Annotated in this window: 29 protein-coding genes; 6 read left to right on the top strand and 23 right to left on the bottom strand. The window is 64.3% G+C overall.

Features of this window, described 5'->3' with window-relative positions; genetic code table 11:
• Window positions 1-527: 527 nt before the first annotated feature.
• From LAJ19_RS17365 to LAJ19_RS17395, 7 genes are all read right to left on the bottom strand, one after another.
• The gene (locus LAJ19_RS17365) at window positions 528-1,592 is read right to left on the bottom strand and encodes an ABC transporter ATP-binding protein (RefSeq protein ID WP_225523746.1); all 1,065 of its coding nucleotides are present in this window, start codon (window positions 1,590-1,592) and stop codon (window positions 528-530) included.
• Window positions 1,580-2,356, bottom strand: coding sequence for an ABC transporter permease (locus tag LAJ19_RS17370; protein ID WP_225523747.1), 777 nt, complete (start codon window positions 2,354-2,356; stop codon window positions 1,580-1,582). Before LAJ19_RS17370 ends, LAJ19_RS17365 begins: the two co-directional genes overlap by 13 nt.
• Window positions 2,353-3,198 carry an ABC transporter permease gene (locus LAJ19_RS17375; protein ID WP_225523748.1) on the bottom strand — a complete coding sequence of 282 codons (846 nt, stop codon included), beginning with the start codon at window positions 3,196-3,198 and terminating at the stop codon, window positions 2,353-2,355. Before LAJ19_RS17375 ends, LAJ19_RS17370 begins: the two co-directional genes overlap by 4 nt.
• On the bottom strand, window positions 3,195-4,397 hold the full coding sequence (locus tag LAJ19_RS17380; RefSeq protein WP_225523749.1) for an ABC transporter substrate-binding protein: 1,203 nt from the start codon (window positions 4,395-4,397) through the stop codon (window positions 3,195-3,197). Before LAJ19_RS17380 ends, LAJ19_RS17375 begins: the two co-directional genes overlap by 4 nt.
• Window positions 4,394-5,281: a lysophospholipid acyltransferase family protein gene (locus LAJ19_RS17385; RefSeq protein WP_225523750.1), complete on the bottom strand. Its 888-nt coding sequence runs from the start codon at window positions 5,279-5,281 to the stop codon at window positions 4,394-4,396. Before LAJ19_RS17385 ends, LAJ19_RS17380 begins: the two co-directional genes overlap by 4 nt.
• A 131-nt stretch (window positions 5,282-5,412) precedes the next feature.
• Complete coding sequence (locus LAJ19_RS17390; RefSeq protein WP_225523751.1) at window positions 5,413-5,664, bottom strand: hypothetical protein; 252 nt, start codon at window positions 5,662-5,664, stop codon at window positions 5,413-5,415.
• Entirely contained in the window at window positions 5,661-5,945 is a 285-nt protein-coding gene (locus LAJ19_RS17395) for an FAD-dependent oxidoreductase (protein ID WP_349774848.1), read from the bottom strand. Before LAJ19_RS17395 ends, LAJ19_RS17390 begins: the two co-directional genes overlap by 4 nt.
• Window positions 5,946-6,220: 275 nt before the next feature.
• Between LAJ19_RS17395 and LAJ19_RS17400 the strand changes: the two genes are divergently transcribed.
• Complete coding sequence (locus LAJ19_RS17400) at window positions 6,221-6,793, top strand: carboxymuconolactone decarboxylase family protein (RefSeq protein ID WP_225523753.1); 573 nt, start codon at window positions 6,221-6,223, stop codon at window positions 6,791-6,793.
• A 205-nt stretch (window positions 6,794-6,998) separates the two neighbouring features.
• Here the strand turns inward: LAJ19_RS17400 and LAJ19_RS17405 are convergent, their stop codons facing one another.
• From LAJ19_RS17405 to LAJ19_RS22185, 4 genes are read right to left on the bottom strand one after another with little or no spacing between them, the layout of a single operon-like run.
• Window positions 6,999-7,265: an acyltransferase family protein gene (locus LAJ19_RS17405; protein ID WP_225523754.1), complete on the bottom strand. Its 267-nt coding sequence runs from the start codon at window positions 7,263-7,265 to the stop codon at window positions 6,999-7,001.
• Window positions 7,262-7,951 (bottom strand): hypothetical protein, encoded by a 690-nt coding sequence (locus LAJ19_RS17410; RefSeq protein ID WP_225523755.1) that lies wholly within the window; start codon window positions 7,949-7,951, stop codon window positions 7,262-7,264. Before LAJ19_RS17410 ends, LAJ19_RS17405 begins: the two co-directional genes overlap by 4 nt.
• On the bottom strand, window positions 7,948-8,322 hold the full coding sequence (locus tag LAJ19_RS17415) for a PIN domain-containing protein (protein WP_225523756.1): 375 nt from the start codon (window positions 8,320-8,322) through the stop codon (window positions 7,948-7,950). Before LAJ19_RS17415 ends, LAJ19_RS17410 begins: the two co-directional genes overlap by 4 nt.
• Entirely contained in the window at window positions 8,315-8,536 is a 222-nt protein-coding gene (locus tag LAJ19_RS22185) for an AbrB/MazE/SpoVT family DNA-binding domain-containing protein (RefSeq protein ID WP_225523757.1), read from the bottom strand. The genes LAJ19_RS17415 and LAJ19_RS22185 overlap by 8 nt, the downstream gene beginning before the upstream one ends.
• Before the next feature lie 125 nt (window positions 8,537-8,661).
• Between LAJ19_RS22185 and LAJ19_RS17425 the strand changes: the two genes are divergently transcribed.
• The 3 genes from LAJ19_RS17425 to LAJ19_RS17435 are packed head-to-tail and all read left to right on the top strand — an operon-like array spanning window position 8,662 to window position 10,193.
• Window positions 8,662-8,907, top strand: a complete 246-nt coding sequence (locus LAJ19_RS17425) for a ribbon-helix-helix domain-containing protein (RefSeq protein WP_225523758.1) — start codon at window positions 8,662-8,664, stop codon at window positions 8,905-8,907.
• A complete protein-coding gene (locus LAJ19_RS17430; protein WP_225523759.1) occupies window positions 8,894-9,244 on the top strand; it encodes a type II toxin-antitoxin system PemK/MazF family toxin in 351 nt (116 codons plus the stop codon). The genes LAJ19_RS17425 and LAJ19_RS17430 overlap by 14 nt, the downstream gene beginning before the upstream one ends.
• A 13-nt stretch (window positions 9,245-9,257) precedes the next feature.
• On the top strand, window positions 9,258-10,193 hold the full coding sequence (locus LAJ19_RS17435; protein WP_225523760.1) for a tyrosine-type recombinase/integrase: 936 nt from the start codon (window positions 9,258-9,260) through the stop codon (window positions 10,191-10,193).
• On the opposite strand, the gene LAJ19_RS17440 is transcribed toward LAJ19_RS17435, so the two are convergent.
• The 7 genes from LAJ19_RS17440 to LAJ19_RS17470 form a co-directional block, all read right to left on the bottom strand.
• Window positions 10,194-11,069: a Fic/DOC family protein gene (locus LAJ19_RS17440; protein WP_225523761.1), complete on the bottom strand. Its 876-nt coding sequence runs from the start codon at window positions 11,067-11,069 to the stop codon at window positions 10,194-10,196. It lies immediately after the preceding gene.
• 10 nt (window positions 11,070-11,079) lie between these two features.
• Window positions 11,080-11,283 carry an antitoxin VbhA family protein gene (locus LAJ19_RS17445; RefSeq protein ID WP_155300869.1) on the bottom strand — a complete coding sequence of 68 codons (204 nt, stop codon included), beginning with the start codon at window positions 11,281-11,283 and terminating at the stop codon, window positions 11,080-11,082.
• 35 nt (window positions 11,284-11,318) lie between these two features.
• Window positions 11,319-11,468, bottom strand: a complete 150-nt coding sequence (locus LAJ19_RS17450; RefSeq protein WP_225523762.1) for a hypothetical protein — start codon at window positions 11,466-11,468, stop codon at window positions 11,319-11,321.
• 57 nt (window positions 11,469-11,525) lie between these two features.
• Window positions 11,526-11,765: a hypothetical protein gene (locus tag LAJ19_RS17455; RefSeq protein ID WP_225523763.1), complete on the bottom strand. Its 240-nt coding sequence runs from the start codon at window positions 11,763-11,765 to the stop codon at window positions 11,526-11,528.
• 10 nt (window positions 11,766-11,775) lie between these two features.
• Window positions 11,776-12,498: a hypothetical protein gene (locus LAJ19_RS17460; RefSeq protein WP_225523764.1), complete on the bottom strand. Its 723-nt coding sequence runs from the start codon at window positions 12,496-12,498 to the stop codon at window positions 11,776-11,778.
• Window positions 12,499-12,704: 206 nt separating this feature from the next.
• The gene (locus tag LAJ19_RS17465) at window positions 12,705-14,453 is read right to left on the bottom strand and encodes an ATP-binding protein (RefSeq protein WP_225523765.1); all 1,749 of its coding nucleotides are present in this window, start codon (window positions 14,451-14,453) and stop codon (window positions 12,705-12,707) included.
• Window positions 14,454-14,629: 176 nt separating this feature from the next.
• A complete protein-coding gene (locus tag LAJ19_RS17470) occupies window positions 14,630-16,270 on the bottom strand; it encodes a M3 family metallopeptidase (protein ID WP_225523766.1) in 1,641 nt (546 codons plus the stop codon).
• 62 nt (window positions 16,271-16,332) lie between these two features.
• Between LAJ19_RS17470 and LAJ19_RS17475 the strand changes: the two genes are divergently transcribed.
• Window positions 16,333-16,743, top strand: a complete 411-nt coding sequence (locus LAJ19_RS17475) for a hypothetical protein (RefSeq protein ID WP_225523767.1) — start codon at window positions 16,333-16,335, stop codon at window positions 16,741-16,743.
• Complete coding sequence (locus LAJ19_RS17480; protein WP_225523768.1) at window positions 16,727-17,584, top strand: hypothetical protein; 858 nt, start codon at window positions 16,727-16,729, stop codon at window positions 17,582-17,584. Before LAJ19_RS17475 ends, LAJ19_RS17480 begins: the two co-directional genes overlap by 17 nt.
• A 282-nt stretch (window positions 17,585-17,866) precedes the next feature.
• Here LAJ19_RS17480 and LAJ19_RS17485 read toward each other — a convergent pair whose 3' ends face one another.
• The 5 genes from LAJ19_RS17485 to LAJ19_RS17505 all read right to left on the bottom strand — a co-directional run bounded on the left by LAJ19_RS17485 (window position 17,867) and on the right by LAJ19_RS17505 (window position 21,967).
• Entirely contained in the window at window positions 17,867-18,127 is a 261-nt protein-coding gene (locus tag LAJ19_RS17485) for a hypothetical protein (protein WP_225523769.1), read from the bottom strand.
• A gap of 231 nt (window positions 18,128-18,358) precedes the next feature.
• Window positions 18,359-19,391 (bottom strand): IS630 family transposase gene (locus tag LAJ19_RS17490; protein WP_225523770.1). Its coding sequence is split into 2 segments (ribosomal slippage): window positions 18,359-18,904 and window positions 18,906-19,391, totalling 1,032 coding nucleotides; the frame shifts between segments, so codons are not numbered across the junction.
• Between the two features lie 120 nt (window positions 19,392-19,511).
• A complete protein-coding gene (locus tag LAJ19_RS17495; RefSeq protein WP_225523771.1) occupies window positions 19,512-20,450 on the bottom strand; it encodes a DMT family transporter in 939 nt (312 codons plus the stop codon).
• 65 nt (window positions 20,451-20,515) lie between these two features.
• Window positions 20,516-21,076 (bottom strand): helix-turn-helix domain-containing protein, encoded by a 561-nt coding sequence (locus tag LAJ19_RS17500; protein WP_225523772.1) that lies wholly within the window; start codon window positions 21,074-21,076, stop codon window positions 20,516-20,518.
• Between the two features lie 90 nt (window positions 21,077-21,166).
• Window positions 21,167-21,967: an IS5 family transposase gene (locus tag LAJ19_RS17505; RefSeq protein WP_225524012.1), complete on the bottom strand. Its 801-nt coding sequence runs from the start codon at window positions 21,965-21,967 to the stop codon at window positions 21,167-21,169.
• Window positions 21,968-22,294: the final 327 nt, after the last annotated feature.

Raw genomic sequence — 22,294 nt, forward strand, 5'->3', positions numbered from 1 at the left:
AGGTGTAGCACGGCGTGGCCTGAGGCAGGCTCCCCAGCAGGGGGCGTCCTCCCGGGACTCTGCCGCGGCCGGTCCAGGCGCGGCGCATGGGCGCCTCGGCGGGCTTTTCCGGCGGGCGCCGCCTGCCTCGCCGCCTCGGCGCTGGGCAGATCCGATCTCCCGCCCAGACCACCCACCGGGGTGAAGGGTACCTCGGCCCGCAGGGTGAACGGCCGGCAGGGGGTCACGCCGTTCCGCCGGTATCCGGTGGGTGGCGGTGCGGTGCTGCTGCCCCTCGGCAGCCTCAGGCCTGAGCCGTTTGAAGTCAGGCGCCTGCACCCACCGGCGCGGCCAGCGGGGTGCCGCGCTGGCACGGCGCTGCGGTGCGCGCGCCGCCACTGCACTGCGCTCGACTGACCCGGCGGCCCACCTGAACAGGCTCGGCCCTGCCGGCCTCGGCGGCCGGCAGGGCCGGAACACCTGAGGCTCCGCTGCGTGCGCCGCAGCACCTGGGAACAGGGGCAGGGTGGTGAAAACCGGCCTGGGGGTCATGAGGATCCTCCGGGGGGGTGCTCCACGCTCCCGCGTGGAACTGTCCAGCAGCCTGGGGCGGGGCAGGACAACGTCACCTGCTGACCCACCACGACGGCTTCATGCGCAGGCGCGTGCCACACCAGCGTCTGCGGCCCGGCACGCAAGGTCACGCGCTGGAACCCCCCGGCGAACGCGCAGGCCATCACTTCCCCCTGGAAGGCATTCTCACCGAGCGCCCGGTGCATGGTTTCGGGCCTCATGACGAGCGTGACCGGGCCTTCGCGCGCCACGCCCACCTGGAACACGCCCAGCCCGGTCCGCACCTCCTGGCCCCGCTGCTGCCCTGGAATAAAGTTCACACCGCCGAAAAACGCAGCGACATCCACGGACGCCGGGCGGGTGTAGAAGGCCTGCGGCGCCCCCACCTGCGCGAGCGTGCCGCCGAGCAGCAGGCCGATGCGCTGCCCGATGCTCAGGGCCTCCTCCTGGTCGTGCGTCACGAACAGCATCGTCGTGCCGGTCGCCTCCTGGAGCGCAGCGAGCCAGGCGCGCAGGTCACGTCTCAGGGGCGTGTCCAGGGCGCTGAACGGCTCGTCGAGCAGCAACACCCGGGGGCGCGTGATCAGGGCGCGGGCGAGCGCCACGCGCTGCGCCTGCCCTCCGGAGAGCCCCTGCGGTCGGCGCGCACCGAAGCCGGCCAGGCCGACCTGTTCAAGGGTTTCGTCCACCCGAACCTGCCACGCCCGGCCCCGCTCCCCGCGCAGGCGCAGCGCGAACCCCACGTTCTCACCGACGGTCAGGTGCGGGAACAGCAGCGGCTCCTGAAACACAACGCCCAGCTCCCGGCGTTCGGCGGGCACGCCCCGCATGGACTGCCCGCCGATGTGCACGTCACCCTCGTCGGGCAGCTCAAGACCAGCAACGAGCCGCAGCAGGGTCGTCTTGCCGCTTCCGGAAGGACCCAGCAGCGCGAAGCGTTCACCCGCGCCCACCTCCAGGCTCAGGCCCCGCAGCACCTCTGCCTCCGGGCCGTACCGTTTGCGCAGGCCCTGCAAGGCGAGCCCATTCACGCCGGCCATCCGCGCAGTTTCCAGGCGACCAGGCTGAAGATGAGCAGCGCGGGCGTGACGTACACCACGCTCAGGGCCGCGGTCAGCGCGTAGTCCCCGCCCTGCGCGGAGGCGAACAGCAGCGCAGGCAGCGTGGCCACCTGCCCGCCGCCCACAATCAGGGTCAACAGGTACTCACTCCACGACACCAGGAACGCCAGCAGCGCCGCGACAAGCACACCCGGCAGCAACAGGGGCAGCGTCACCCGCGTGACCACCTCGCGGCGCCGGGCGCCCAGCGTCCGGGCGACCTCCTCGAACCGCGCGTTGTACCCCTCGAACGTGCCGGTCAGCAGCACGGTCGCGTACGGCGTGGCGGGAATCAGGTGCGCCGCGATCACGCCGGCGGGCGTGTCGGCCACCCCCAGCCGGATCAACGCCACCTGCACGCCCATCACGCCCGCAAACGTCGGCAGCACCAGCGGCGCGAGAATGAGGCCCCCCACGACGGCGCGGGGCAGCGGGCGCTCCCGGGCCAGCTGACGGGCGGCAGGCAACGCGATCAGGGTGGCGAGCAGCGCCGTCATACCCCCCACCCAGGCGCTCCCCTTCAGGGCGGGCCACACCGGTCCGGCCGGGGCCAGCAGCGCCGTCCAGGCGTGCAGACTGAACTCCTGCGGGAGGAGCGCCGGGAAGTACCAGCGCCGGCTGAACGACCAGACCAGCAGCAGGCCCAGCGGTAGGGCGCCGCCGATCACGAGCGTGGCGCCCAGTATTCGGCGGGTGCGCCTCACGGCCGCCCCCGGCCCCGCAGGCTCAGGAGCGCCCAGGCGAGCACCACCAGGCCCGCCAGCCCGGCGATGACCACGCACAGCGCCATCGCCATCGGCCGGGCGGTGAGGTCGGGGTCACTGAACGCGCGGTAGGCCAGCACGGGAAGCGTGGCAGGGGATGTCGGGCCCAGCAGGTACGGCACCTCAAAAGACGAGAAGGCGAAGGTGAACACCAGCAGACTGGCCGACACGAGCGCCGGTTGCACGGCCGGGAGCACCACGCGCCAGAACACGACCCAGCGGGAGGCGCCCAGACTGCGCGCCACGTCCAGCAGGCGCCGGTCAAAGCGGGTGAGGGCCGCCAGGACGGCCAGACCCACAAACGGAACCTCTTTCCAGGCAAGTTCCAGCAGCACCCCCACCGCCAGTGGATCATTCACCAGGGCCGGGAAGTCGGCGGGCGTCCGGGTGACGCCGGCAGCGTGGGCCAGCCGCGACCACAGCCCACTTTGAGAGAACAGCAGCAACGTGATCCAGGCGCCCACCACGTGCGGCACCGGCAGGTTCCAGGCGAACAGGAAGCGCAGGATGGTTCCCGCGCGCAGCCGCCACAGGACCAGGGCGGCCAGGGTGCCCAGCGCGGCTGCGGCCAGCGTCCCGGCCCCCGCTATCCAGGCACTCATGCCAAGCGCAGACCAGAAAAAGTGCGACCTGAACACGGCCCGGTACGCCGCCACGCTCCAGTCTGCCTCACCGGTGACCGGCAGCCCGCCCAGGCTCTGAACGGCCGCCAGGAGCAGACCCGCACCGAACAGTCCGGTCGTGACCAGCAAGGCCGGCAGGTACCCGAGTCGGCGCGTCACTTCAGGAAGCGTTCCGTGAAGCCCAGCTGCACGCGGCGGTCGTACTCGGCAGCGACGTCGCCCACGGCGCGCGTGGCCAGGAGCGTCTGATCAAGCGTGTACGGACCGGGGCGCAGGGCCTGCCCCACCCGTGACTGGAACGCCCGCCCGACCCGCGCCGGATTGATGGCCAGCCCGTCCCCCCACACGTCCCCCGAAAGTTTCTTCAGTTGAAGTTCCGGGTCGAGCAGGAGGTTGGCCAGGACCATCGCGCCTGCCTGGTGCGCAGCGTTGTAGGGAATCGCAACGTAGTGGGCGTCCGCAATGGTGCCTGCGCCAAACAGGTACACCCGCGCGGTCTTCGGCAGTTGACCGCTGCGGACCTCCGCCGCGATCCCCGCTTTGTTCTGCACGAACGCGAAGTCCACCTCGCCGTTCGCCAGCAGGCTGTACTGCTGCGCGATGTCGGTGGGGAAGGTTCGTCCCTGCCGCCAGAGGTGGGGCTTGAGGTCATTCAGGTACGTCCACAATAGGGGAGATTTGGCCTGCCAGACTTGCTCGTTGAAACCGGCGGCGAACGGTTCACGGCCCCCCGCCAACTCGAACAGCGCCATCCGCAGGAAACGGTTGCCGTAGAACGCTGGAGGGGCCGGAAAGGTAAAGCGTCCCGGGTGCGCCCTGGCCCAGGTAGCCAGGGCCTTGAAGCTGCGGGGCAGCTCTGCGGGTCTGACCCGGGCGCTGTCGTACACGTACTGCCACTGCGTGCTGCCCCAGGGGGACTCGGCGCCGTTCACCGGGTAGCCGAAGTCGTTGCGGACGGCGGGGCTCTGCCAGTCCACGTACCGGGCGTTGGGCAGCCGTTCGGCCCAGCCTTCCAGCAGGAGCTTGCCCTGCCGGGCGGTGCGGAAGTTCTCCCCATTGATCCAGATGAGGTCCACGCCGCCGCCCCGGTTCCTGCCGGCCTGTTTCTCGCCGAGCACCTTGTTCACCGCCTGCACGGTATCCGTGACCGGCACCCGCCGCAGCGTCACCCCGAGTTTTTTGAGGGCGGGCGCAACGACGGAATCCACATACGTGTTGATGTTGTCCGAGCCACCCCACATGTAGAAGTTGACGGTCTGCCCCCGCGCTTCTTTGAGCACCTGGGTCCAGTTGGCGGGGTTGGGGGCGGCGAGGGTCATGCCCATCAGGGCTAAGGTCAGGGCCAGGGCATGCTTCATGGGGTTCCTCCAGGTGGGGTGCGCCGGTGGGCCGCAACGAGGGCCTGCACCTGCGGAAAGTCAGGGTCGATGCTGAAGTGAAACCCATGCCAGTACCCGTCCCGCTCCGGATCGTACCGACGGGGGGCGGGCAGGCGGCCGTCCAGCGCGGCCGCCTTCATGCGGCGGCGCAGATGCACGCGCAGCGTTTCGGCTGAAGTACAGCGCACCTTCTCCTGAGTGACTTCTGGCAGGACCCGCAGGCCGACCGGCTGCCCGTAGCGGAGCACCGGGCTGAACGGGTGCTCCCACACGCGGTGGGCACCCGTCAGGGCCACCGGCAGGATCGGCAGGTTCAGGTGCTTGGCGAGAGCGAACGCCCCCCGCTGGAAGTCGGTGTCCAGACCCAGCACGGTGCCCTGCGGAAACAGCACCAGGCTCTCCCCCTCCGCAGTGATCGCCCGCGCCCGCTGAAGCAAATGACGGTACCCGCCGGAGCCACTTTCTGGGTCGATGCTCACGTGGCCCAGCCGGGTGATGGCGGGCCCCACCCCCGGCCAGGTGAAGATCTCCTCGCGCGCCACGAAGCGCAGCGGCAACGGCAGCTGCAACAGGGCCAGCACATCCACGACGCTCTCGTGTAGGGCAATGACCAGATAAGGGCCAGCCCCCACCCGTGCGGTGCCGTGAAGGTGAAGGCGGACACGCAGGTGGCGCAGCAGGCGCGCGCTCACCCGCTTCTGCGCGTCGTCCCGCTGGCGCGGGGTGAGGGCCACAGGCAGGCTCCGGAGTTCGTGAGCCGCCTGCCACAGCAGGGCGCGGCCCCCACCCATGAAGCGCAGCCAGTCGCCCGCGGAGCCGGGCCGGAACTGGAGGAGTGGGGGTGGGGAGGCCTCAGCACGCATCGGTAACCTCAGGGCACGTCCAGCGGGTGGCCGCCCAGTGAGGCCGGGCGTGAAGCGGGCCACCGCGTCGGTGGGTTAGGGCCGGAACGGCCCTGGGAAGCCTGCTTCCAGCCGGAACCCTGCGCACCCGGTTACCCCGTGATGACACGGACGTCCTGGACCAGCCGGTAAAGGCCGTAGGCCAGCAGCACCACGGTCAGCCCCGCTTGCCTGCGGTCCATCATTCGGGCACTGTACAGCACCAGACCGGCGAGCCCGAGCGCGAGTGCCATGTGGTACAAGCTGCCCAGCCTCACTTCCACGAGCCCCATGGCGAGGTATAGGCTTGCGGGCAGCACGGACAGCCAGAACGTCCAGGGCAGGGCCGCCGGACCTGGGCTCATACGGCCTCTCGCGGTTCATCAGGGACACCGATTATGGTCTTGGTGGGCGTGCATCCCTCATTTACGCGAGTGCCTGCGACATGCTCGGCTTCGATCAGGAGGACTCGCTGCCCCTGTTCGCTCAAGGTTCTGGCCAGAGGCACGCCCGCCTGACCAGCGCCGATGATCACGCCACCGCGGGTGGGCGGCCCTGCCTCTGGTTCACCGGCCAGACGCGCGGCGTTCGAATGGTCGTATGACATGGTTCCATCGAACACCATGGGCGGAACGCCGGATGTCATCCAGCCAACATCGGCACGGGGCGCGGCCGGCTTTGGGCCGAAACCTAAATGCTTTCTAAAGGGCCGGCGAAGTTCCGTGTTGGGTGCCCAACACTGTGATCCTGCGGCCCCTGGCAAGCTCAGGGAGGCGAACGATGGGGCGGGTGATGACGCAGAAGGGGGCGCTTGAGCGTTCCTCCTTCGGAGCAGTTCAGTCTCGCTGCGGCCAGTGGCCTGCGCTTCGCGCCGTGTCCTGACGGCGGCCGCACCCGGCCCCACACCCAAGGAGACCCACCATGACCGAGCCCTACCACCTGAAGTTGCCTCCCGTCGATCCCGAACACACCACCTCTGAAGCGCGTGAGGTACTGGCGCGCGCCCAGGGCCGGCGGCCCAATATGTACCTGATGATGGCGAACCAGCCCGCGCTGCTCGACACTTACCTGTACGGGTACGAGCGTTTCCGCAAGGCGGCCGGCTTCACGCCCGTGGAGCAGGAAGTGGTGTTTCTGACGTTGAGCGTGGAAAACGGCTGCGAGTACTGTGCCGGCGCGCACTCGTTTATTGCCGATCACCTGTCGAAGGTTCCGGGCGAGGTGACCGACGCCATTCGTGAGGGGCAGCCGGTTCAGGACCCCAAACTGGAGGCCCTCCGGATGTTTACCCGGGTGATGCATGACACCCGGGGCCGGCCCAGCCAGACGGACGCCCAGGCGTTCCTGAACGCTGGGTACCGGGAGGAACATATCCTGGGGATCATCCTGGGGCTGTCGGTGAAAACCATCAGTAACTACGCCAATCACGTATTCAACACGCCGCTCGATGAGACGTTTCGTGCCCGGGAATGGCGGCCAGCCTCACGGGACTGAGCGTCTGATGACCGGAAAGATGGGACCATGGTCGCAGACACGCGCGGCTTGGAACTCCCGAAAAACGAGTCACTTCCAGGAACAGGAGGACCAGCATGACCCAGGTTGTGGTTTTTGATGTGATCGAAACGCTGCTCGACCTGCGGGCGCTCGAGCCTTACTTCGTGCGGGTGTTCGGGGACGCTGGCGCCCGGGAGCAGTGGTTTCAGCGCGTCCTGAAGACCGCCCTGACCCACCCGCTCAGCACGAAGAAGGCGTCAACGGCCGGTGCGCCCAGGTACCAGCACAGGTGCTCCCACACGGCGAGCGGCCGGGCCAGGTCATCGAAGGGGTTGACGGTCATTAGCGTGAAGTGCGACAGCACCACGCCCAGCGCCAGCACCCCGCGCAACCCATCAAAAGCCGGGACGTACGCCTGCGCTGGAGCCGCCGACGAAATCACCGGCCGGGCTGGGGCGGTCGCGGCCGTCACTCGGGCTGCGGTTCCTTCTGCGTCCATGCCTGCTCCGCATGGAACCGTACAGCGTGCAGCGTGCCGTCTACGACCCGGCCGTGCACGACCAGACGCCCGCCCGCTTTCGGCAGGGCCGCCACCAGGCGGCCCGTGGCGCGGAAGGTCACCTCGAAGGGCTCACTGCCCGCCTTACTGGGCGTGACCCGAAGGGTGAACGTTTCTCCGCGTCGCCCGGTCAGGGTGCCGCAGGCCCGCAGCGCGCCGACACTGGCGGCCTTGCCCTCCGCCTTCGCCCGCCCCAGCGTCCAGGTCGTGACCAGTCCCGTCTCATCGGTGCGGGGCCACAGCAGGGCCTGCACCACAAGGCCGGCCTCCGGCACCGTCAGGCCAGGAGCGGGGTGAACAGGCCAGCGGGCGTCTTTGGCCGTGAACATCAGCTCGCCGTCTTCCTGGTGCAGCACCCCGGCGGCTGTCACGGCGACGTGATCATGCTGCGCGGCCTGGGCCAGCACGTCGGGTCGCTCGCTCCGCCGCTGGGTGCGGGCGGATGGCGTTGGCGCAGCCGGTGGAGTGGCTTGAGGCTCGGGCACACGGACCGGCTGCGTCTCCTTCCCTGACTGCGCCTTGGCAGGTGCGGGCCGGTCGGTTGGGGCGGCGGGCGAAGCGGCTTTCACGCGGGCACGGGGACGGGCGCTGCTCGTCATGGGGCACCTCCAATCAGGGTTGCGGGGAGCCCCGCCGCTTCGGCGGCGGCGGCCAGCTCGGCGCAGGGGGTGAGGACCGTTAAGTTCAGGCGGCGGGCGGTGGCCAGGACCGCTGCACCTTCCACGTCCGGCGCTCCTGGCGCGCGCAGGGCGTCGTCTGGGGTAAACGGCACCAGGTGCACCAGGCTCTGCAGGAGCAGCGTGGCGTTCTTGGCGCCTGCACTGCCGGTGGGGTACCGGCTCACCACGGCGGCCGCGGTGACGCTGCTCACCTGCACCTGCCCTTCGGAGAGTGCGGCGCGGACGGCCTCTGCCCCGGCGCCTCCGGTGAGGTAGGCCCGAAGCGCTGCGGCGTCGGCCAGCTTACTCATCGGTATTCCCCTCGTCAGGCGTGCTCCCGTGCAGGGCCTGGATCATCTGGGCGCGGGAAGTGACCTGCACGGTTCCGTTTTCCACCACGAAGAGCAAGGTGTCCCCCTCTCCGACATTGAGGACTTCACGAATAGCTTTGGGCACAATCACCCGGTACTTTGGCCCTAGGCTCGCGTTGTGAACCTCTTGACCCCTTGGGCCACTATCTGACATAGGGACACTTTATCAGCTCAGGTGTCCCAAAAAGTGAGTACCTTTCTGGTAATCGGAGTTACCAGAAAGACCCAATTATTATCCCCATACTATTTTTCTTACCTAAAGTAGGATAAAATAGCTGCATGACTGTTGGGAAGATGAGTGTAAGTCTTGATGCTTCACTCCTGGAGTTCATGGCGCACTACCAGGAGACCCACCAGCTGCGCTCCCGTTCGGAAGTGGTGGCTCAGGCCTTGACCCTTCTGCGGGACCAGGAACTGGAAGCCCAGTACGCCGCCGCCCTGAGTGAGTGGCAGGACAGCAGCGACGCCGACCTCTGGGAGCACACCGCCGCCGACGGCCTGGACGGAACCGATGCAGCGCGGTGACATCTATATCGCCGACCTCGACCCCGCGCGCGCCAGCGAAGCAAACAAACGCCGCCCCGTGGTCATCGTCAGCGCCAACAGCCTGAACCGCACCGTCCACCGCCTCGGGGCCGGTGCCATCACCGTCGTGCCATTGACCTCCAACGTCACCCGGGTGTACGACTTCCAGGTCCTGCTGCCCGCTGAACAGACCGGCCTGGATCAGGACAGCAAGGCTCAAGCCGAGCAGATCCGGACCATCAGTTTCAGTCGCCTGGGGCCAGCGCCCGTCGGAGCCGTTCCAGCGGCCCTGATGGGACAGCTTGACGCGGCACTGCGGTTGCACCTGTCGCTGTGAGTCGCGTCCACCCGTGACACTGGACCTCTACCGGCACGGCGCACTGGCGCCGTCTCGCGCCTGGGCCGCGCTGCCACCAGAGGAACGCCGGCGCCGAGCGGTCGCGGCTGTCGCCAGTCAGGACACCCCTACCCTCCTCGACCTCTTGGAAGCACACCACATCCGCACCCACGGGCACGTCAGCCCTGAGACCCTGCGCAAGTACCGACTCGGCGCGAGGACCTGGCTGGAGTACGCTGCTGGCCAGGCCGTGAAAGTGCTCCACCCGGAAGGGGAAGACACGGATCTGTGGGTGCGCTCCCTGGAGGCCGCGGGCAAGTCTCCAGCCAGCGTCGGGGTCCTGCTCGCCGGGGCGCGAGCCCTCTATGCCGCTCTGCGCTGGGCCAAGGCCACCAAAGACACACCGTTTACCGACACCAAACCCAAGAAGGACAAGCGCCGCCCCTGGGACAAGCGGCAACCCTACCCGGACGCCGACGTGCAGCAGCTGCTCGACGCGGCCCCCGTAGAAATGCGCGTGCTCCTGCGACTGGGGGGCATCGCTGGGCTGCGCGCTTCAGAGATTACGGGCCTGACCTGGGGCGCCGTGGACCTCGATGGGGGAGCACTGACTGTGGTGAACGGCAAGGGTGGCAAGACGCGCCGGGTGCTGCTGTCCGCCTCTTTGCTTGCGGACCTGCGGGACCTGGGCGTGCAGGCGCCGGACGCCTTGGTGATCGGCCGAACGCCAGAGGCCGCTCGCGCCCGGCTCCGGACGCTCTGCAAGCGGGTAGGTGTCCCGTACCTGGGATTGCATGCGCTGCGACATACCGCCGGGACGCGCCTGGTGAGGGCTGGCTTCCAACTCCAGGACGTCGCCGAACACCTGGGGCACAGCGACGTGCAGACTGCTCGAACCTACGGAAAATGGGCGGATGATCGTCTCAAAGACCACATGCGCCAGAGCTAGTTAGCGCTCCAGATCCATCCCCTGCGTACGGCCGCTCGCTGTGAACTGCACCGTCTGTCCTTCCTGCAGGCCGCGCCCCAACTCGCGCGTCGGCGCCACGATGACCCGGCTTCCGTCCTGCACGGCGGACAGCTCACGCCCCTTCCAGGTCACTTCGCCGGCGTACTGCTGGCCTTTGGTCGTGGTGGCCACGTAGAGCCCATTCCAGTCCTGCCCGCGCTTCTCCAGAGCCTGTTCGGCCTGCTGCAAGGCCCTAACCGCCTGGCGGTCGCTGATCTCCAGCAGCATCCGGCGCAGACCCTCGTTGTCTCCTCGGGAAGACTCAATGCTGACCTGGATCATGCGCGCCTGGCTCACCACCGAGAAGTTCAGCTGGTGGCCCGCTTCAACCCCCAGCTCGCGCATGAACTCGCGTTGCGTGCGGCCGTTGCCCTCGCGGAAGGGATGGGCTGCGTTCATGTCCCCCATCAGCTCAGCGGCCTTCCCCGCGAACTCCGGCCCGGACAGCCCGCGCAGTTGGTCGTCTCGCTCCAACTGGCGGAAGGTGTCCCGCAGGAAGGGCTCGACCATGGGGCCATCCGCAAAGCGGGTCCCGCCTTTCATCAGCCCTGCAGGGGGCATGAAACGCTCGCCCTCGATGGTGGTCCACTCGCCGCGGGTCTTCCCGGCCCACTCGTACACGTCACCGAACGCGCGGCGGTGGATTTCGCGCAGGTGGTCTAGATCAAAGCGGCCCACCGGCCGCTCCAGTTGCTGCATCTGGGCCAGGCGCACGCTGCTGATGGCAGTCTCGCGGGCCTGTAACTCGGCGGCGTCCGTGATGCCCAGGCGGTTTTTGAAGGTGCCGTTCTCCTGGAGGTAAGGATCGGCGGCCACGGGCAGCCGGTCAGGGGCGGCGGGCTGGAAGTGGGGCCGTTTTCAGGCGCTCGACCACCTCATCCGCGCTCAACTCACCGCGCACGTACCCGTCCAGGTGACCCTCAAACGCGGGATCGATGTGCAGGCCTTCGAGGCGCGCTTCATGCCGGGCGTGCTCCAGGGCCTTACGCCGACGCTCCTGGGCCAGAATGGGAGAATCCTGTACGGTCATGCGTGCCACCTCCTCTTCGTCCTACACGCAGAATATCACGAGTTCAGCGGCTGAGGCACGTCCCCGATTTCCTGATCTTCCAGCGTCTCTCGCTCGTCCTGATCGGTCAACGGCGGCGTCTGCGCCTCAAGTGATGCCTTCAACAGGTCAATCAGTTCAGCGTTGGCGACGTCGTGGGAGTTCATGATTATTGATTGTGGACCAGATTGGTCAATGAGAGACGATCATCTGCCCTTGACAACTCAGGCGGAAATCGAAAGAAATCGGCTGAACAATTGAATGGTCGGGGTCAGGCAAGGCAGGTGCTGACCCACGAGGGCCAGGTCGTCGCTGTGGCGTTTGAGCGTCCGGCAATCTTCCAGGCTAAGTTCAGCAGGAGGCGCGGCATTGTACGCGGCGTCCAGGGCTGCCGTAGCGAGATCCCAGTCCTGCTGCTGCGCGCAGAGAACAGCGTTTCGGTAGAGCGTCAGTACTGGAGACATAGGCACCTGGTTATGCGGGAATGAGATCGGCAATGGTGTACGTGCTGCCCCAGTGGCTGAGACGTGGCTGCGCCGGCAGTGGCGCTTCACTTCCGCGTTTCGCCTTGCGCTTCAGGGGGCCTGCCAGGGCGCCATTCATTTCAAACAGCGCCTGCTGAGCACGCCAGACCGTTTCAGCTGTAGCGCCGGGCATCAGCAGGCTGAGCGTGTAAGCGCAGCTCGCGCTCTGCGTGAGGACATCACGGTCAGGCAGGCGCTCAAAATCGAGGACATAGAAGTAGATGTGTGCCCTCAAAGCCTCGCGCAGCACGCTGGTGATCTGTGGATGGGTCGACTCTGGGCAACACTCCAAGGAAAGTACGGCCATATCCCGCTGAGTGAGCGCTGTGTGCAGGGCGACTTGCTTGCTGTGACCTTCAGCTTGGTCTAGGAGGCGCACGGCAAAGCCACGACGAAGCATGCCCGCAATCAGGGGGTCACAGCCTGTTCTACTGCTTAGCGTATTGGACTGGGCCACAAGGGTCCCGTCGAACAAAGACAGCACATAGTGATTGTTCGCCGAGTTGGGCAGATGGTGGTACAGCAGTCGCCCACGCTGCCCGGCCGTCAATTCCGTGTCGAACAGCTCACTCAGATGCTGGCTACACAGCACCCGCGCCTCAGCTGTCCCTCGCAGGTCCTCCGGCAGGATGAACTCGATATGGAGGGCAGAATCCTGTTCGGCGCGCTGCATGTGAGGTTTGGTGGAAAAGGGGTGGATGGTTGACGGAGTACGTCTGGTGAGCGTGAATTTGCTCCCCCGACCACTGTGCAGTACTTGCCCCATGAATGGATCGTAAAGCGAGTGTGAAAAAGCCAACCGACCAGGAGGCGACTATTTTATGAGCAAAAAATGTGAGCCGCCTTTCGGGGCGACTCCGGAGACGCGGCAGGGGCACATCAGCTGATCTCCAGCATCCTCGCAGCCAGTCCTTTTGTGGTCAGGTGGCCGTCCAGGAGGGCGCGAACTGAGCGCTCGACCTCCTCCAACGCGCCGATCATCGGATAAAGCGCTGCGGTACTCGGGCGAATCCCATAGCTCTGGATAATCGACCGGGCGCGCAGGTGGTAGGCCTCCTTGCGGTGCGTCAACAGGCCGTACGCAATCCGAACAGCAGAAATGGGCTGTCTCCAGACCATGACCTCATCCGACTGATGCAGCAGTTCCTTCTTTTTGCGTCGGCTCCCACCTGGGTCACTCTGCACGAACGAGAAATCACGGCGCAGGTCAAAGTCCAGGGCCCGGAGGACCAGATCACAGGCGTACACCGGCGGGAGCACCACGTCATCAAACACGACGTTCTGCTGCCCCACCTTCATCACACCGCGGAGCGCGAAGGCGCACGCACCAATCGGCTCCGGCATGAGCGCCAGATAGGCAGCCGCCGTTGGGTGCCAGCGCTGCAGCAGTCGCGCCAGGCCGGGTGCGCTGGCATACCGCAGGGCCTCAACCTCCGCGAAGACAAGCCGCAACTTGGCCTCAAACTCGGCGACGGAAGAGTTCCCCGGAGCGGCCCAGGTCAACGCCAGTTCCAAGCCCGCGCCGAGTGACAGCACCCTCAGGTCGAACATTTCAGACGGGACGTCACCGATTCGCTCAAGTGCTCCAGCCGACGCTGAGAATTCCCCACGGGCCAGATGCGCTGTCGCGGTCACCCATTTCATGAAAATGCGTTGCCACTGATACACCCGGAGGCCTTCGTCCTCGGCGAGGCGACAGAGGTGGATGGCGTTGGCAAAGTGCGTGGCGCGTTCCTCCGCTTCCTTACCTTCGCGCGGAAGGGCTGTGGCGCGCATCATCTCGCGCATCGCCTCAGTCATCCAGCCGAATGGCTCTTCTCCCAGAAGGGTGGGAAACACGTCACCATCGAGACCACCCACGCCCCAGAATGCGGCCTTCCGCTGGAGGAGTGACAAAGCGCGCTGCTGATAGACCCCGTCGGCTCGCTGCGTCAAATCAGTCAACGTCGAGACTGCTTCTGAATAGTTACCCAGGACGAACAGGCTGTTGGCGAGCGCCAGTTCGGTGAAACGCCACCCGTACCGGAAATGTTGGCGCCGGTCATCCTGGGCCAGAGCGATCGTCGTCTCCACGTGACCGGCAGCGGAATGACATGAGATCAGGGTGGCCCTAGCCCGAGCAACCGAGACGGCCCCATTGATCTGTTCCGCAAGAAACAGTCCCTGGGAGGCGTATTGGAGGGCCTCCTCAAAGTTCTGCTCGTTGAGATAAAGGATCGCTTTTGGAATATAGATTCCGATCTGTGTCTCGATCAGAAGATCAGTGATCGGCAGTTTTGATAGCCGCTTCAATGAAAAATCCAGCGCGCCACGCATTTCTGCCAGGCGGGCATGCATATGCGCCCCGCCCTCCATCATGATTTTGACTGAGCGCTGGTAAACCGCGAATCCCTTCGCAATCTCATTGGCGATGGGATTGTTGAGAGTCAGGCACCGCTTCAACAAACGGTCGTATTGCGGCGTACTCCGCCAGTAGGACAGGATAAGCGCACGGATGTAAGCATGATCCGAGCCAATTCCCTCCAGCGCATCCACAAGCTGTTCAGGCGTGACCGCATGCTCGGTTTGCTCTATGAACCAGTCCTGAAAGACTTGCGAGCATTCGAGGTCAATCGCGTAAACATCCATCTATCACCTATGTTTCAATAGGAGCTGCGGTCAATCCTTATCGGCGTTGACCGTCGCGCAACAACCGTTGGTCACAACTTTAAGCACATGGCCCTTTGTACTGGCAGCGTATGCCGAGCCCAGACCGATCAGAAGTACGAGAGTATACCCAAGCAATTTCTTCATTCTGAGCTCCTTTACGACAACCAACCTTCGAGAACAGATCTGGCAATTTCAAGCTGAGCCCGTTGAAATGGGTAGGTGATCCCGGCCTCAGCAAAAATCCTCTTCGCTCCAACGGTTGCGCCCAGCAGCATACTGCACTTCAGTCGCCTGAGAGCCGCACTTTTGTCTTGCTGGTACGCGTGCACGAATTGCAGCGCCGCGAGCATAGCGATCGCATAGTCGATGTTGTAGAAGGCGTACTTGAAGGTGTGAGGCTTCTGCCAGCGCTTATCCAAGATCTCGTCCAGTCCGGTCCAGTCCACCTCGGCCGTGCGGGTCAGCCGCCGGTACTCGGCGCCGATCTCGTCGGTGGTGGGAGGCTCCTGCTGATACAGCCACAGCTCCAGTCGGGTTCGTTCCTCGACATCACTGAAACGCTCCATGATCCGTTCTACTGTGGAACGCAGGTACCACCGACGCTCGTCATCACTCACCGCGTGCAACTCGAACAACTCCAGTAATCCGATATAGGTGAACACGAACGCGTAGAACTCCTGCACTTCCCAGAAGCCCGTGAAGTCCCAGAACACGTGATCCGGCACGCTGGAGATGCTGTGATGGTGCGAGGCGTGGCCTAATTCGTGCAGTAAACCCCGGAATGATTCAACGCCGCCGGAGAAATTACAGATGAGGACAGACCGCCCTTCATCCATGTAGTGAGCACAGATGTTGCCATTCGGCTTCCCAGGCCGAGGGGCGAGGTCAAATCCACCATGATCACGGATTTGCCTGACCACATCACCAAACTGGACGTCCAGGCGGTTTAGGACCCGCTCTGCGGTGGGCACGTACTCTTCTATCGGCAGTTGGAAGGTCGTGGGGGACGTCAGGGCCACATCCAGATCCCAGGGCCGCAGGGTCTGCACGCCCAGTGCCTCAGCCCTGTGCTGCTGCAGGCCCCGTTCCACCCCCTCGAACACCTCACCGATGGCTTCCAGAAGCGTTTCGGTGCTGGCAATCGTATCTGCCCGGTCAGCCCAGTTGAGGCTGGCGTAGTTCGGGTGGCCGCTTTCGACAGCAATGTCCCGCCTCACCTGAAGCAGTCGCCCGAACAGCGCGTCAAGGGCGGGTGCGCAGGCCAGTTCAGCAGCTTTGATCCGGCGCCAGAGCGCTTCACGCTCGCTCCGCTCCAGGGTCGTTCGCAACCGCGCCTCAGCGGCCGCCACCGTAAGGTGTTCACCGGCGTACTCCACCTGCTGCTGGCTCACGATGTTCTGGTAGTCCTTGAACAGTTGCCGCTCCTGAGTGCGCAGCTCAAGGAGGCGCGGTGAGGCCTCCGGTTCCTCCGCGAGCGCGGCGGCCACGGCCGGGTGCAGGCCCGCCAGGCCACTGTCCAGGGCCTGCTGCTGAAGCGCACCGTCCAGACGTTCCATCTGGGGTAACCAGTGTTCTGAAAACCGGCGGTGCAGCACCTCCGTTTCCTCCTGGTCCGGCTGGGTGTGCTGGGCCACGATCTGCTCCAACCAGAGGTTCTGGATCTTCAACTTCAGTCGATTCCAGGACTGAAACCAGGTCGGCAGGTCATCCTGGCCTGGCTGGAGGCTCACCAGCGCCTGCTGCGCGTCAACAATGGCCTGCGCCCGGCCATCAAGGTTCTGAATTGCAGTGGACATGCCGTAATCTATAGCGAGCCCCCAACATGCCCGCTACGTCACGCCTCTCCCCCACTGATCACGTGCTCGCCGCCGTCCCGGCCCTGATCCTGGTGGCGGTCGCGTCGGTGCAGGTCTGGCGCTGGCACTATGAGCCTGTCAGCGCCTGGCGGGGCGGGGGCTTCGGCATGTACGCCACGGTGAACGACCAGCGGGGCCGCCGCGTCTTCCTCTTTGCTCTGGACGGGCAGCAGTGGCAGAAGATGGAACTCCCCAAATCACTGAGTGGCCTCAGCGACACCCTGATGCTGCACCCTTCGCGAGAAGATCTCCGGGCTTATGGTCAGGCCGCCGCGTGCAGCGCCGAGTTGCCGCAGACCCTGGGACGCTTTACTGCCCTGAAGGTCGAGTACCGGGAACTGACGTTCGATCCCGGGCGCTTTACCGTGACCAACACCTTAAAGGACTCGGTGCGACTTGACCGCTGTCCGTAAGGCTGCCGGGTGGTGGACCAGCCTGACCACTCAGGTCGACGACTGGCAGGCACTCTCACTGATGACCCTCTTCATGCTGGCGAGGTACAGCAGCTTCGGGGAACAGATGCAGGCCAACTACGGCTGTTTACTGGCCGTAGCCATCATCTTCAGGCCAGTCGTCCGTGAGCAGACGTTCTGGTTCCTCGTCCTCCTCGCAACCGCGCTGCCCATCGTCAACAACTGGTGGTCCCAGGGAGGTCACGCCTTCCTGCTGCTGTACTGGGTCGGCGCCATCTTCCTGTCTTTCTCAGCACAAGAGCCACGAGGCATGCTGGCCGCGTCTGGCCGTTATTTGATTGGCGCAACATTCTTCTTCGCCGCGTTGTGGAAGTTCATGTCACCCGAATTCGCTGACGGAACTGCCCTGCAGTACTTCATGGCCACCATGATCCCGATTGGGCTGACCACCCAGGTTTTCACAGGTCTGACCCAGGAGCAGCTTCAGCACAACATTCTGGCTATCACGGACCTTTTAAGCCAGAGTGTAACCTCAACAGTGGCCCTGGCCAGGCCACCGAACATCGCGCCTACAGCGCAAGTGTTCACATTGCTGACTCAGATGCTAGAAGGTGTCCTCGCAGTCGTCTTCCTCGCACCACTCGCTGGAAATAAAGTCATCCTCAGGGACATTGCGCTCATTCTCTTTTTCATCACCGCCTACATCATTCTGCCGATTCCCAGCTTTGCCGTTTTGCTCGCCTGCATTGGCTATGCCATCGCGTCTTCCCCAGCAACCAGGGCCTTTTTCCTTCTGGCCTTCTTTCTCTGGCAGATCATCACTCTTCCTTTCGGAAATTGAAGGTCATCCTTATCGAGGAACGACCGTTATCTATTTTTGAAAGTGAGCTGACATGTCTCATCACCCTTCAAGATGGGAAATAGACACCAGAAGATCGATTCCTGACGCGATGCCTTTTCGAGGATGCGCTTAGAAGTCTGGGACCTTGTTTCCTCTCGGGGTTTGCAGACCGCCATGCGGTCGGCCTTTCCCATAAGACAATTCGGCATGAGCGGCGAAGTCTCCAATGAATATCACCAGTACAAAAACTGATGCATTCGCTGTAGGGAATATCCACGAGCGTCACGGGTTGCCGCTGCCGTTTATTCCCCGGAACGCGCTACCAAGCGCGCGGATGAAGCCCGGCAAGGATCGCGCGGGCACGTAGTGCAACGCAAGGCAAATGACGTCTGCCAGCACAAACGACATAAAGATGCCGAAGGGAAGGGGCGTTTGGTAAATGATCGAAACAACGATCACCCCAGCGTGCACCAGGACAATGAAGGCGATGATGAGGGGAAACTGGGGCCGAGGCCGGGGTGAAGCAGGAACTGTGCGTGTCATAGTAAAACTCCTGGAAAAGAACGTCCAGAACGGTTTTCTCCCGTTGCTGGACTGACAATACGGCTGGGTGATTCTCGGCAAGGTAGGAAATTTCGCTCGCTCCAAGGCGGGTGCGAGCGGCTACGCATATGACCTCCAGCAGGGAAAGGCGACGCCCGCAACCGGTGGGGTTGCGGGCGTCTGGGTGACGGTAGGTTGTAGGCGTCTGAACGCAGAGTTACTGATCTCTACCTAAGTTAATAGCGGAGCAGTAAAAGGTGTTCCGCGAATGAACGCGAGAGGGAGCTCTTTGCGACGAACGCGTTGCCAACCCAGCACCAGTCGAGCTTTCAACGCACTGACCGTTGGCGCGCAGAAGTTCCCCAATACATTCCGTTTCACGTCGGCCCACACCAGCTCAATCGGGTTCAGCTCCGGGGCATATCCAGGAAGATAGATCAGTAACAGGCGTTTGTGGCGAGCCACGAACGCCTGAACGACTTTGGCGCGGTGAATCATGGCCCGGTCCAGGACGACGACCACCTCACCCGCGATGTGACGCAACACGTGTTCCAGGAAGGCGACGACCTGAGGCGAACGAATGGCGCCGTGATGGGTGTGCTGGAGAAATTTGCCGCCGGTCGTGATGGCCCCGATCACCGAGAGGTGTTCCCACCGCAGCCGGGTCGGAATCACTGGGGTCTGCCCACACCGGCCCCAGGTCCGCACCTTGGTGGTTTTTAAGCTGAACCCGCTCTCGTCCAGGAAGACGATAGTGGCGCCCTCAACGATCTTTTTTTTCCAAGGCCTCGCCCTGCACGCGAACCCAGGTGGCCACTTCTTCTTCATTGCGTTCTACGGCGCGCAGTGCGGGCCGCTGATACGAGAACCCCCACTGGTGCAATTTGCGAGAGAGGTAATCACGATGCATCCACACGCCGAACCGCCTGCCGATCAGATCACGCACCCGGGCAGTGGTCCAGCCGCTGGTGTCGCAGCCATGCGTGCGAGGATCCTGGTCCAGGATCCCCTGGATCTCAACTTGTTGTTCTGCGCTGAGCTGCGGTGGGCGGCCGGTGGCGCGGGAAGCGCGTAGCGCTTCCTCGCCTCCCCGACGTATCTGGGCCCGCCAGGCGCGGATGGTGACTTCTTTGACACCGAACTGCTCAGCCAGTGAGCGGGTGGGGCGCTGCGGATCATGCAGGAGGGGAAGCGCACTGAGCCTTCGCTCTTCTTGCTGCGCTCGACTGAGTTGCCGGGGTCGCCAGGGCACCACATCTGCCATACCAGATGCTACCAAGTTAGGTAGAAATCAGTAGGTCCAGTGTAGGCCGCACGAGAGCTTTTTCAAGCGAAATTACTTGGTCCTTCCCTTCTACGGCGTGTAGGCAAAGGGCAACCGAATCTATGGTTGATGATCCCCCCGATGGCCAACTGGCGCATCTCCAAGCCCCTCAGTCCGGGGCCGTCGGCGATCCAACAAGCTGCGGAGCCAGACCGGCAAGGGCAATTCACTCACAAGAACACCCAACACAATCAGCAGGCCCCCAAACAGCGCCAGCAGCGGTAACCGCTCTCCGGCCATCCGGCCAATGATGCCTGCCCAGACGGGTTCCCCCGTGTAAATCACTGTGGCGCGCGTCGGAGAGACGGTCTTCTGCGCCCAGTTCATCCCGAACTGAATCAGTGCACTTGCCGCCCCGAGCGCCACTACAGTGATCGCCAGCGTCCAGGAAAACGCGGGCACCTGCTCCCCAGCGGGCCACATCACCAGGAAGGCCAACAGGGCCGCCACCAGCAATTGAATGACTGTCACGCGCTTGGCGTCCACACGATTGGAAAAGGCACTGATCAAGATGATTTCGACGGCGATGGCGACTGCACTGGCCAGGGTCCAGTACTCGCCCGCCCCGAAGTTGAGGCTGGCCCCTTCCGGATTCGCCACCAGGATGAGCCCCACGAACGCCAGGGTGATGCCGATACAGGCCATCAGTGAAGAGGGCCGGCGCAGGAACAGCCACTGCAACAGGGGCACCAGCGGGACATATAGGGCGGTAATGAACGCCGACGTGCTGCTGGGGATCGTCTGCAGCCCGACGGTCTGCATGATGTAACCAGCCCCGATCGATGCGCCAATCAGGCCGCCAGCGACCAGTTCCGTCCGAGTGGGTCGGCCGAGGGTGCGAAAGGTCAGTAAGGCCAGCAGGAGCGCCGCGATCAAGAACCGGGCCCCGACGAAGAACAGGGGTCCGGTGTATGCCAGGGCGTGGTGAATGGCGAGGAAGGTGCCCCCCCAGATCATGGTGATGAAGACCAGCAGCAGTTCTTGACGGCTTAGGCGCATACAGCTCCTTCGGGCATAACCCGGGTTCCCCCACGCGCCGCGTGGGGGTGAGGAAACCACCTCACTCAGTGGGTGACGTTGCGAATGAACTCGGTCAGGGTGGGCCCGGTGTTGCGGTACGTGTAGGGCTGGTCGGACGGATACGTGACGGAATCACCGGCGTGCAGGCGTGTGGTGCGGTTCTGGAACTCGATAGTCAGTTCCCCGTGCAGGACATAAAGAATCTCCATCATGCCCTGTGGATCGGGTGACGCGACATAGTGCTCGCCGGGGCTGAGGTGCCAGTGCCAGAGTTCGGTGCCGTGGCGCGCGGGGGCCGTATTGACCAGGACCGCCTGGCTGGCAGAATGGGGTACGGTCCAGAGGGTGGCGCCGCGCTGCACCTCGCCTGTACCGGAGGACAAGCGTGGGGAGACGAGTTCAACGAAGGTGAGGTTGAGCGCTTGGGCCAGGTGATCGAGGGTGGAGAGACTGACGTTGCTCTGTGCGGCTTCAAGGGCGGCGATCATGCGGCGACTGATTCCGGATGCCTGCGCGAGATCGTCCTGGGTCCACGCCCGCTGGATGCGGTAATGCCGGAGGTTGTCGGCAAGCCTGCGCAGGGCGTGGTCAAGGGCGTCCGCCATGACGTGCAATATACTGCACAAGCTCTCCGCAGACAAGGCTGCTATTCCCGCTTCATGCTTACTTGCCGTCAGTACGCACCGCCCAGCTCTTCAGAGCCACAGGAGGATCGCGGCTACGATGAGCCAAGCTTGATAGCTCACCGCTCGCTTGTCATACCGAGTCGCAATTCGCCGAAAGTGCTTGAGGCGGCCAACCAGACGCTCAATCCGATTCCGTTCCTTATAAACCGCCGCGTCGAAGCAGAGGTCGGGTCCTTGATTTCTGCGCCTGGGAATCGTGACTCGAATGCCAAGACGGTGGAGATACTTCCGAATGGTGGGGTAGCTGTACCCCCTATCACCCACCAACCGATCTGGGCGAAGTCTAGGCCGGCCGCGTCCCGCACGGACAACAGCCCCTGTTTCCAGAAGTGGTGCCAAGAACTTGGCCTCGTGGCGTTCACCACCACTTAGGACGAACGCCATGGGTTTTCCCTGTCCTTCAGCGCGCAGGTGAATCTTCGTCCCGAACCCACCACGGGAGCGCCCCAGGGCTTCATCGTGCTGGCCTCCACGAGCACCGGCTGCACATTGATGTGCGCGGACAATGGTGCCATCCACAAAATGCATGGACCAGTCGAGCTGGCCGCCCTGGTCAGCCTGGCGTTGCAACTCTGTCCAAATGGCCTGCCAGATGCCTTTTGCCGTCCAGCGACGGAAGCGACTGGCGATAGTCGTCCACTGCCCAAATCGGTCAGGAACATCCCGCCAGGGTGCGCCAGTCCGCAGGACCCAGATGATGCCGCTGATGACAGGACGATGGGCCAAGTACGGACGCCCTAGACCGATGAGGGGTGGCAAGAGAGGTTCGAGACGTATCCACTGCTCATCATTGATTTCTTCGCGCCACAGCAGGAAAAGATACGCCTCGAAATCTCGCCGCTAAGCTTGGCCTACAGATCCTAGCCAGTCTAGCAACCTAAATTTCTGCCGTTACCTCTAAGGTAGGCCGGAGTGATGCTCAAGCACCTGCACGCCTGGGTCTTCACCTCCAGGCACACACCGTGCTGCCCTCCTCGCCCTCCTTAGCGGCCGGCTTTCGCGCTGCGCCAGCACCTGCGACGCGCGGGCTGAAGGTTAAGGCGGATCACGGCGTGCACTTCCGGATGCGGATGTTACGCTGTCAGAGAAGTAAGCCGCCCTGCGGCTGGTCCCAACGGCCATACGTTGACCTGGTGG

Origin of the sequence: Deinococcus taeanensis, from assembly GCF_020229735.1 — a bacterium.
Taxonomy (GTDB): Bacteria; Deinococcota; Deinococci; order Deinococcales; family Deinococcaceae; genus Deinococcus; species Deinococcus taeanensis.

What these genes read in the sequence shown, in the direction of transcription:
- LAJ19_RS17365 (WP_225523746.1), bottom strand. Translation starts at nt 1,592, where the DNA reads ATGGCCGGCGTGAATGGGCTCGCCTTGCAGGGCCTGCGCAAACGGTAC.
- LAJ19_RS17380 (WP_225523749.1), bottom strand. Translation starts at nt 4,397, where the DNA reads ATGAAGCATGCCCTGGCCCTGACCTTAGCCCTGATGGGCATGACCCTC.
- LAJ19_RS17385 (WP_225523750.1), bottom strand. Translation starts at nt 5,281, where the DNA reads ATGCGTGCTGAGGCCTCCCCACCCCCACTCCTCCAGTTCCGGCCCGGC.
- LAJ19_RS17390 (WP_225523751.1), bottom strand. Translation starts at nt 5,664, where the DNA reads ATGAGCCCAGGTCCGGCGGCCCTGCCCTGGACGTTCTGGCTGTCCGTG.
- LAJ19_RS17395 (WP_349774848.1), bottom strand. Translation starts at nt 5,945, where the DNA reads ATGACATCCGGCGTTCCGCCCATGGTGTTCGATGGAACCATGTCATAC.
- LAJ19_RS17400 (WP_225523753.1), top strand. Translation starts at nt 6,221, where the DNA reads ATGACCGAGCCCTACCACCTGAAGTTGCCTCCCGTCGATCCCGAACAC.
- LAJ19_RS17410 (WP_225523755.1), bottom strand. Translation starts at nt 7,951, where the DNA reads ATGACGAGCAGCGCCCGTCCCCGTGCCCGCGTGAAAGCCGCTTCGCCC.
- LAJ19_RS17415 (WP_225523756.1), bottom strand. Translation starts at nt 8,322, where the DNA reads ATGAGTAAGCTGGCCGACGCCGCAGCGCTTCGGGCCTACCTCACCGGA.
- LAJ19_RS22185 (WP_225523757.1), bottom strand. Translation starts at nt 8,536, where the DNA reads ATGTCAGATAGTGGCCCAAGGGGTCAAGAGGTTCACAACGCGAGCCTA.
- LAJ19_RS17425 (WP_225523758.1), top strand. Translation starts at nt 8,662, where the DNA reads ATGACTGTTGGGAAGATGAGTGTAAGTCTTGATGCTTCACTCCTGGAG.
- LAJ19_RS17430 (WP_225523759.1), top strand. Translation starts at nt 8,894, where the DNA reads ATGCAGCGCGGTGACATCTATATCGCCGACCTCGACCCCGCGCGCGCC.
- LAJ19_RS17445 (WP_155300869.1), bottom strand. Translation starts at nt 11,283, where the DNA reads ATGACCGTACAGGATTCTCCCATTCTGGCCCAGGAGCGTCGGCGTAAG.
- LAJ19_RS17450 (WP_225523762.1), bottom strand. Translation starts at nt 11,468, where the DNA reads ATGAACTCCCACGACGTCGCCAACGCTGAACTGATTGACCTGTTGAAG.
- LAJ19_RS17455 (WP_225523763.1), bottom strand. Translation starts at nt 11,765, where the DNA reads ATGTCTCCAGTACTGACGCTCTACCGAAACGCTGTTCTCTGCGCGCAG.
- LAJ19_RS17460 (WP_225523764.1), bottom strand. Translation starts at nt 12,498, where the DNA reads ATGCAGCGCGCCGAACAGGATTCTGCCCTCCATATCGAGTTCATCCTG.
- LAJ19_RS17465 (WP_225523765.1), bottom strand. Translation starts at nt 14,453, where the DNA reads ATGGATGTTTACGCGATTGACCTCGAATGCTCGCAAGTCTTTCAGGAC.
- LAJ19_RS17470 (WP_225523766.1), bottom strand. Translation starts at nt 16,270, where the DNA reads ATGTCCACTGCAATTCAGAACCTTGATGGCCGGGCGCAGGCCATTGTT.
- LAJ19_RS17485 (WP_225523769.1), bottom strand. Translation starts at nt 18,127, where the DNA reads ATGACACGCACAGTTCCTGCTTCACCCCGGCCTCGGCCCCAGTTTCCC.
- LAJ19_RS17495 (WP_225523771.1), bottom strand. Translation starts at nt 20,450, where the DNA reads ATGCGCCTAAGCCGTCAAGAACTGCTGCTGGTCTTCATCACCATGATC.
- LAJ19_RS17500 (WP_225523772.1), bottom strand. Translation starts at nt 21,076, where the DNA reads ATGGCGGACGCCCTTGACCACGCCCTGCGCAGGCTTGCCGACAACCTC.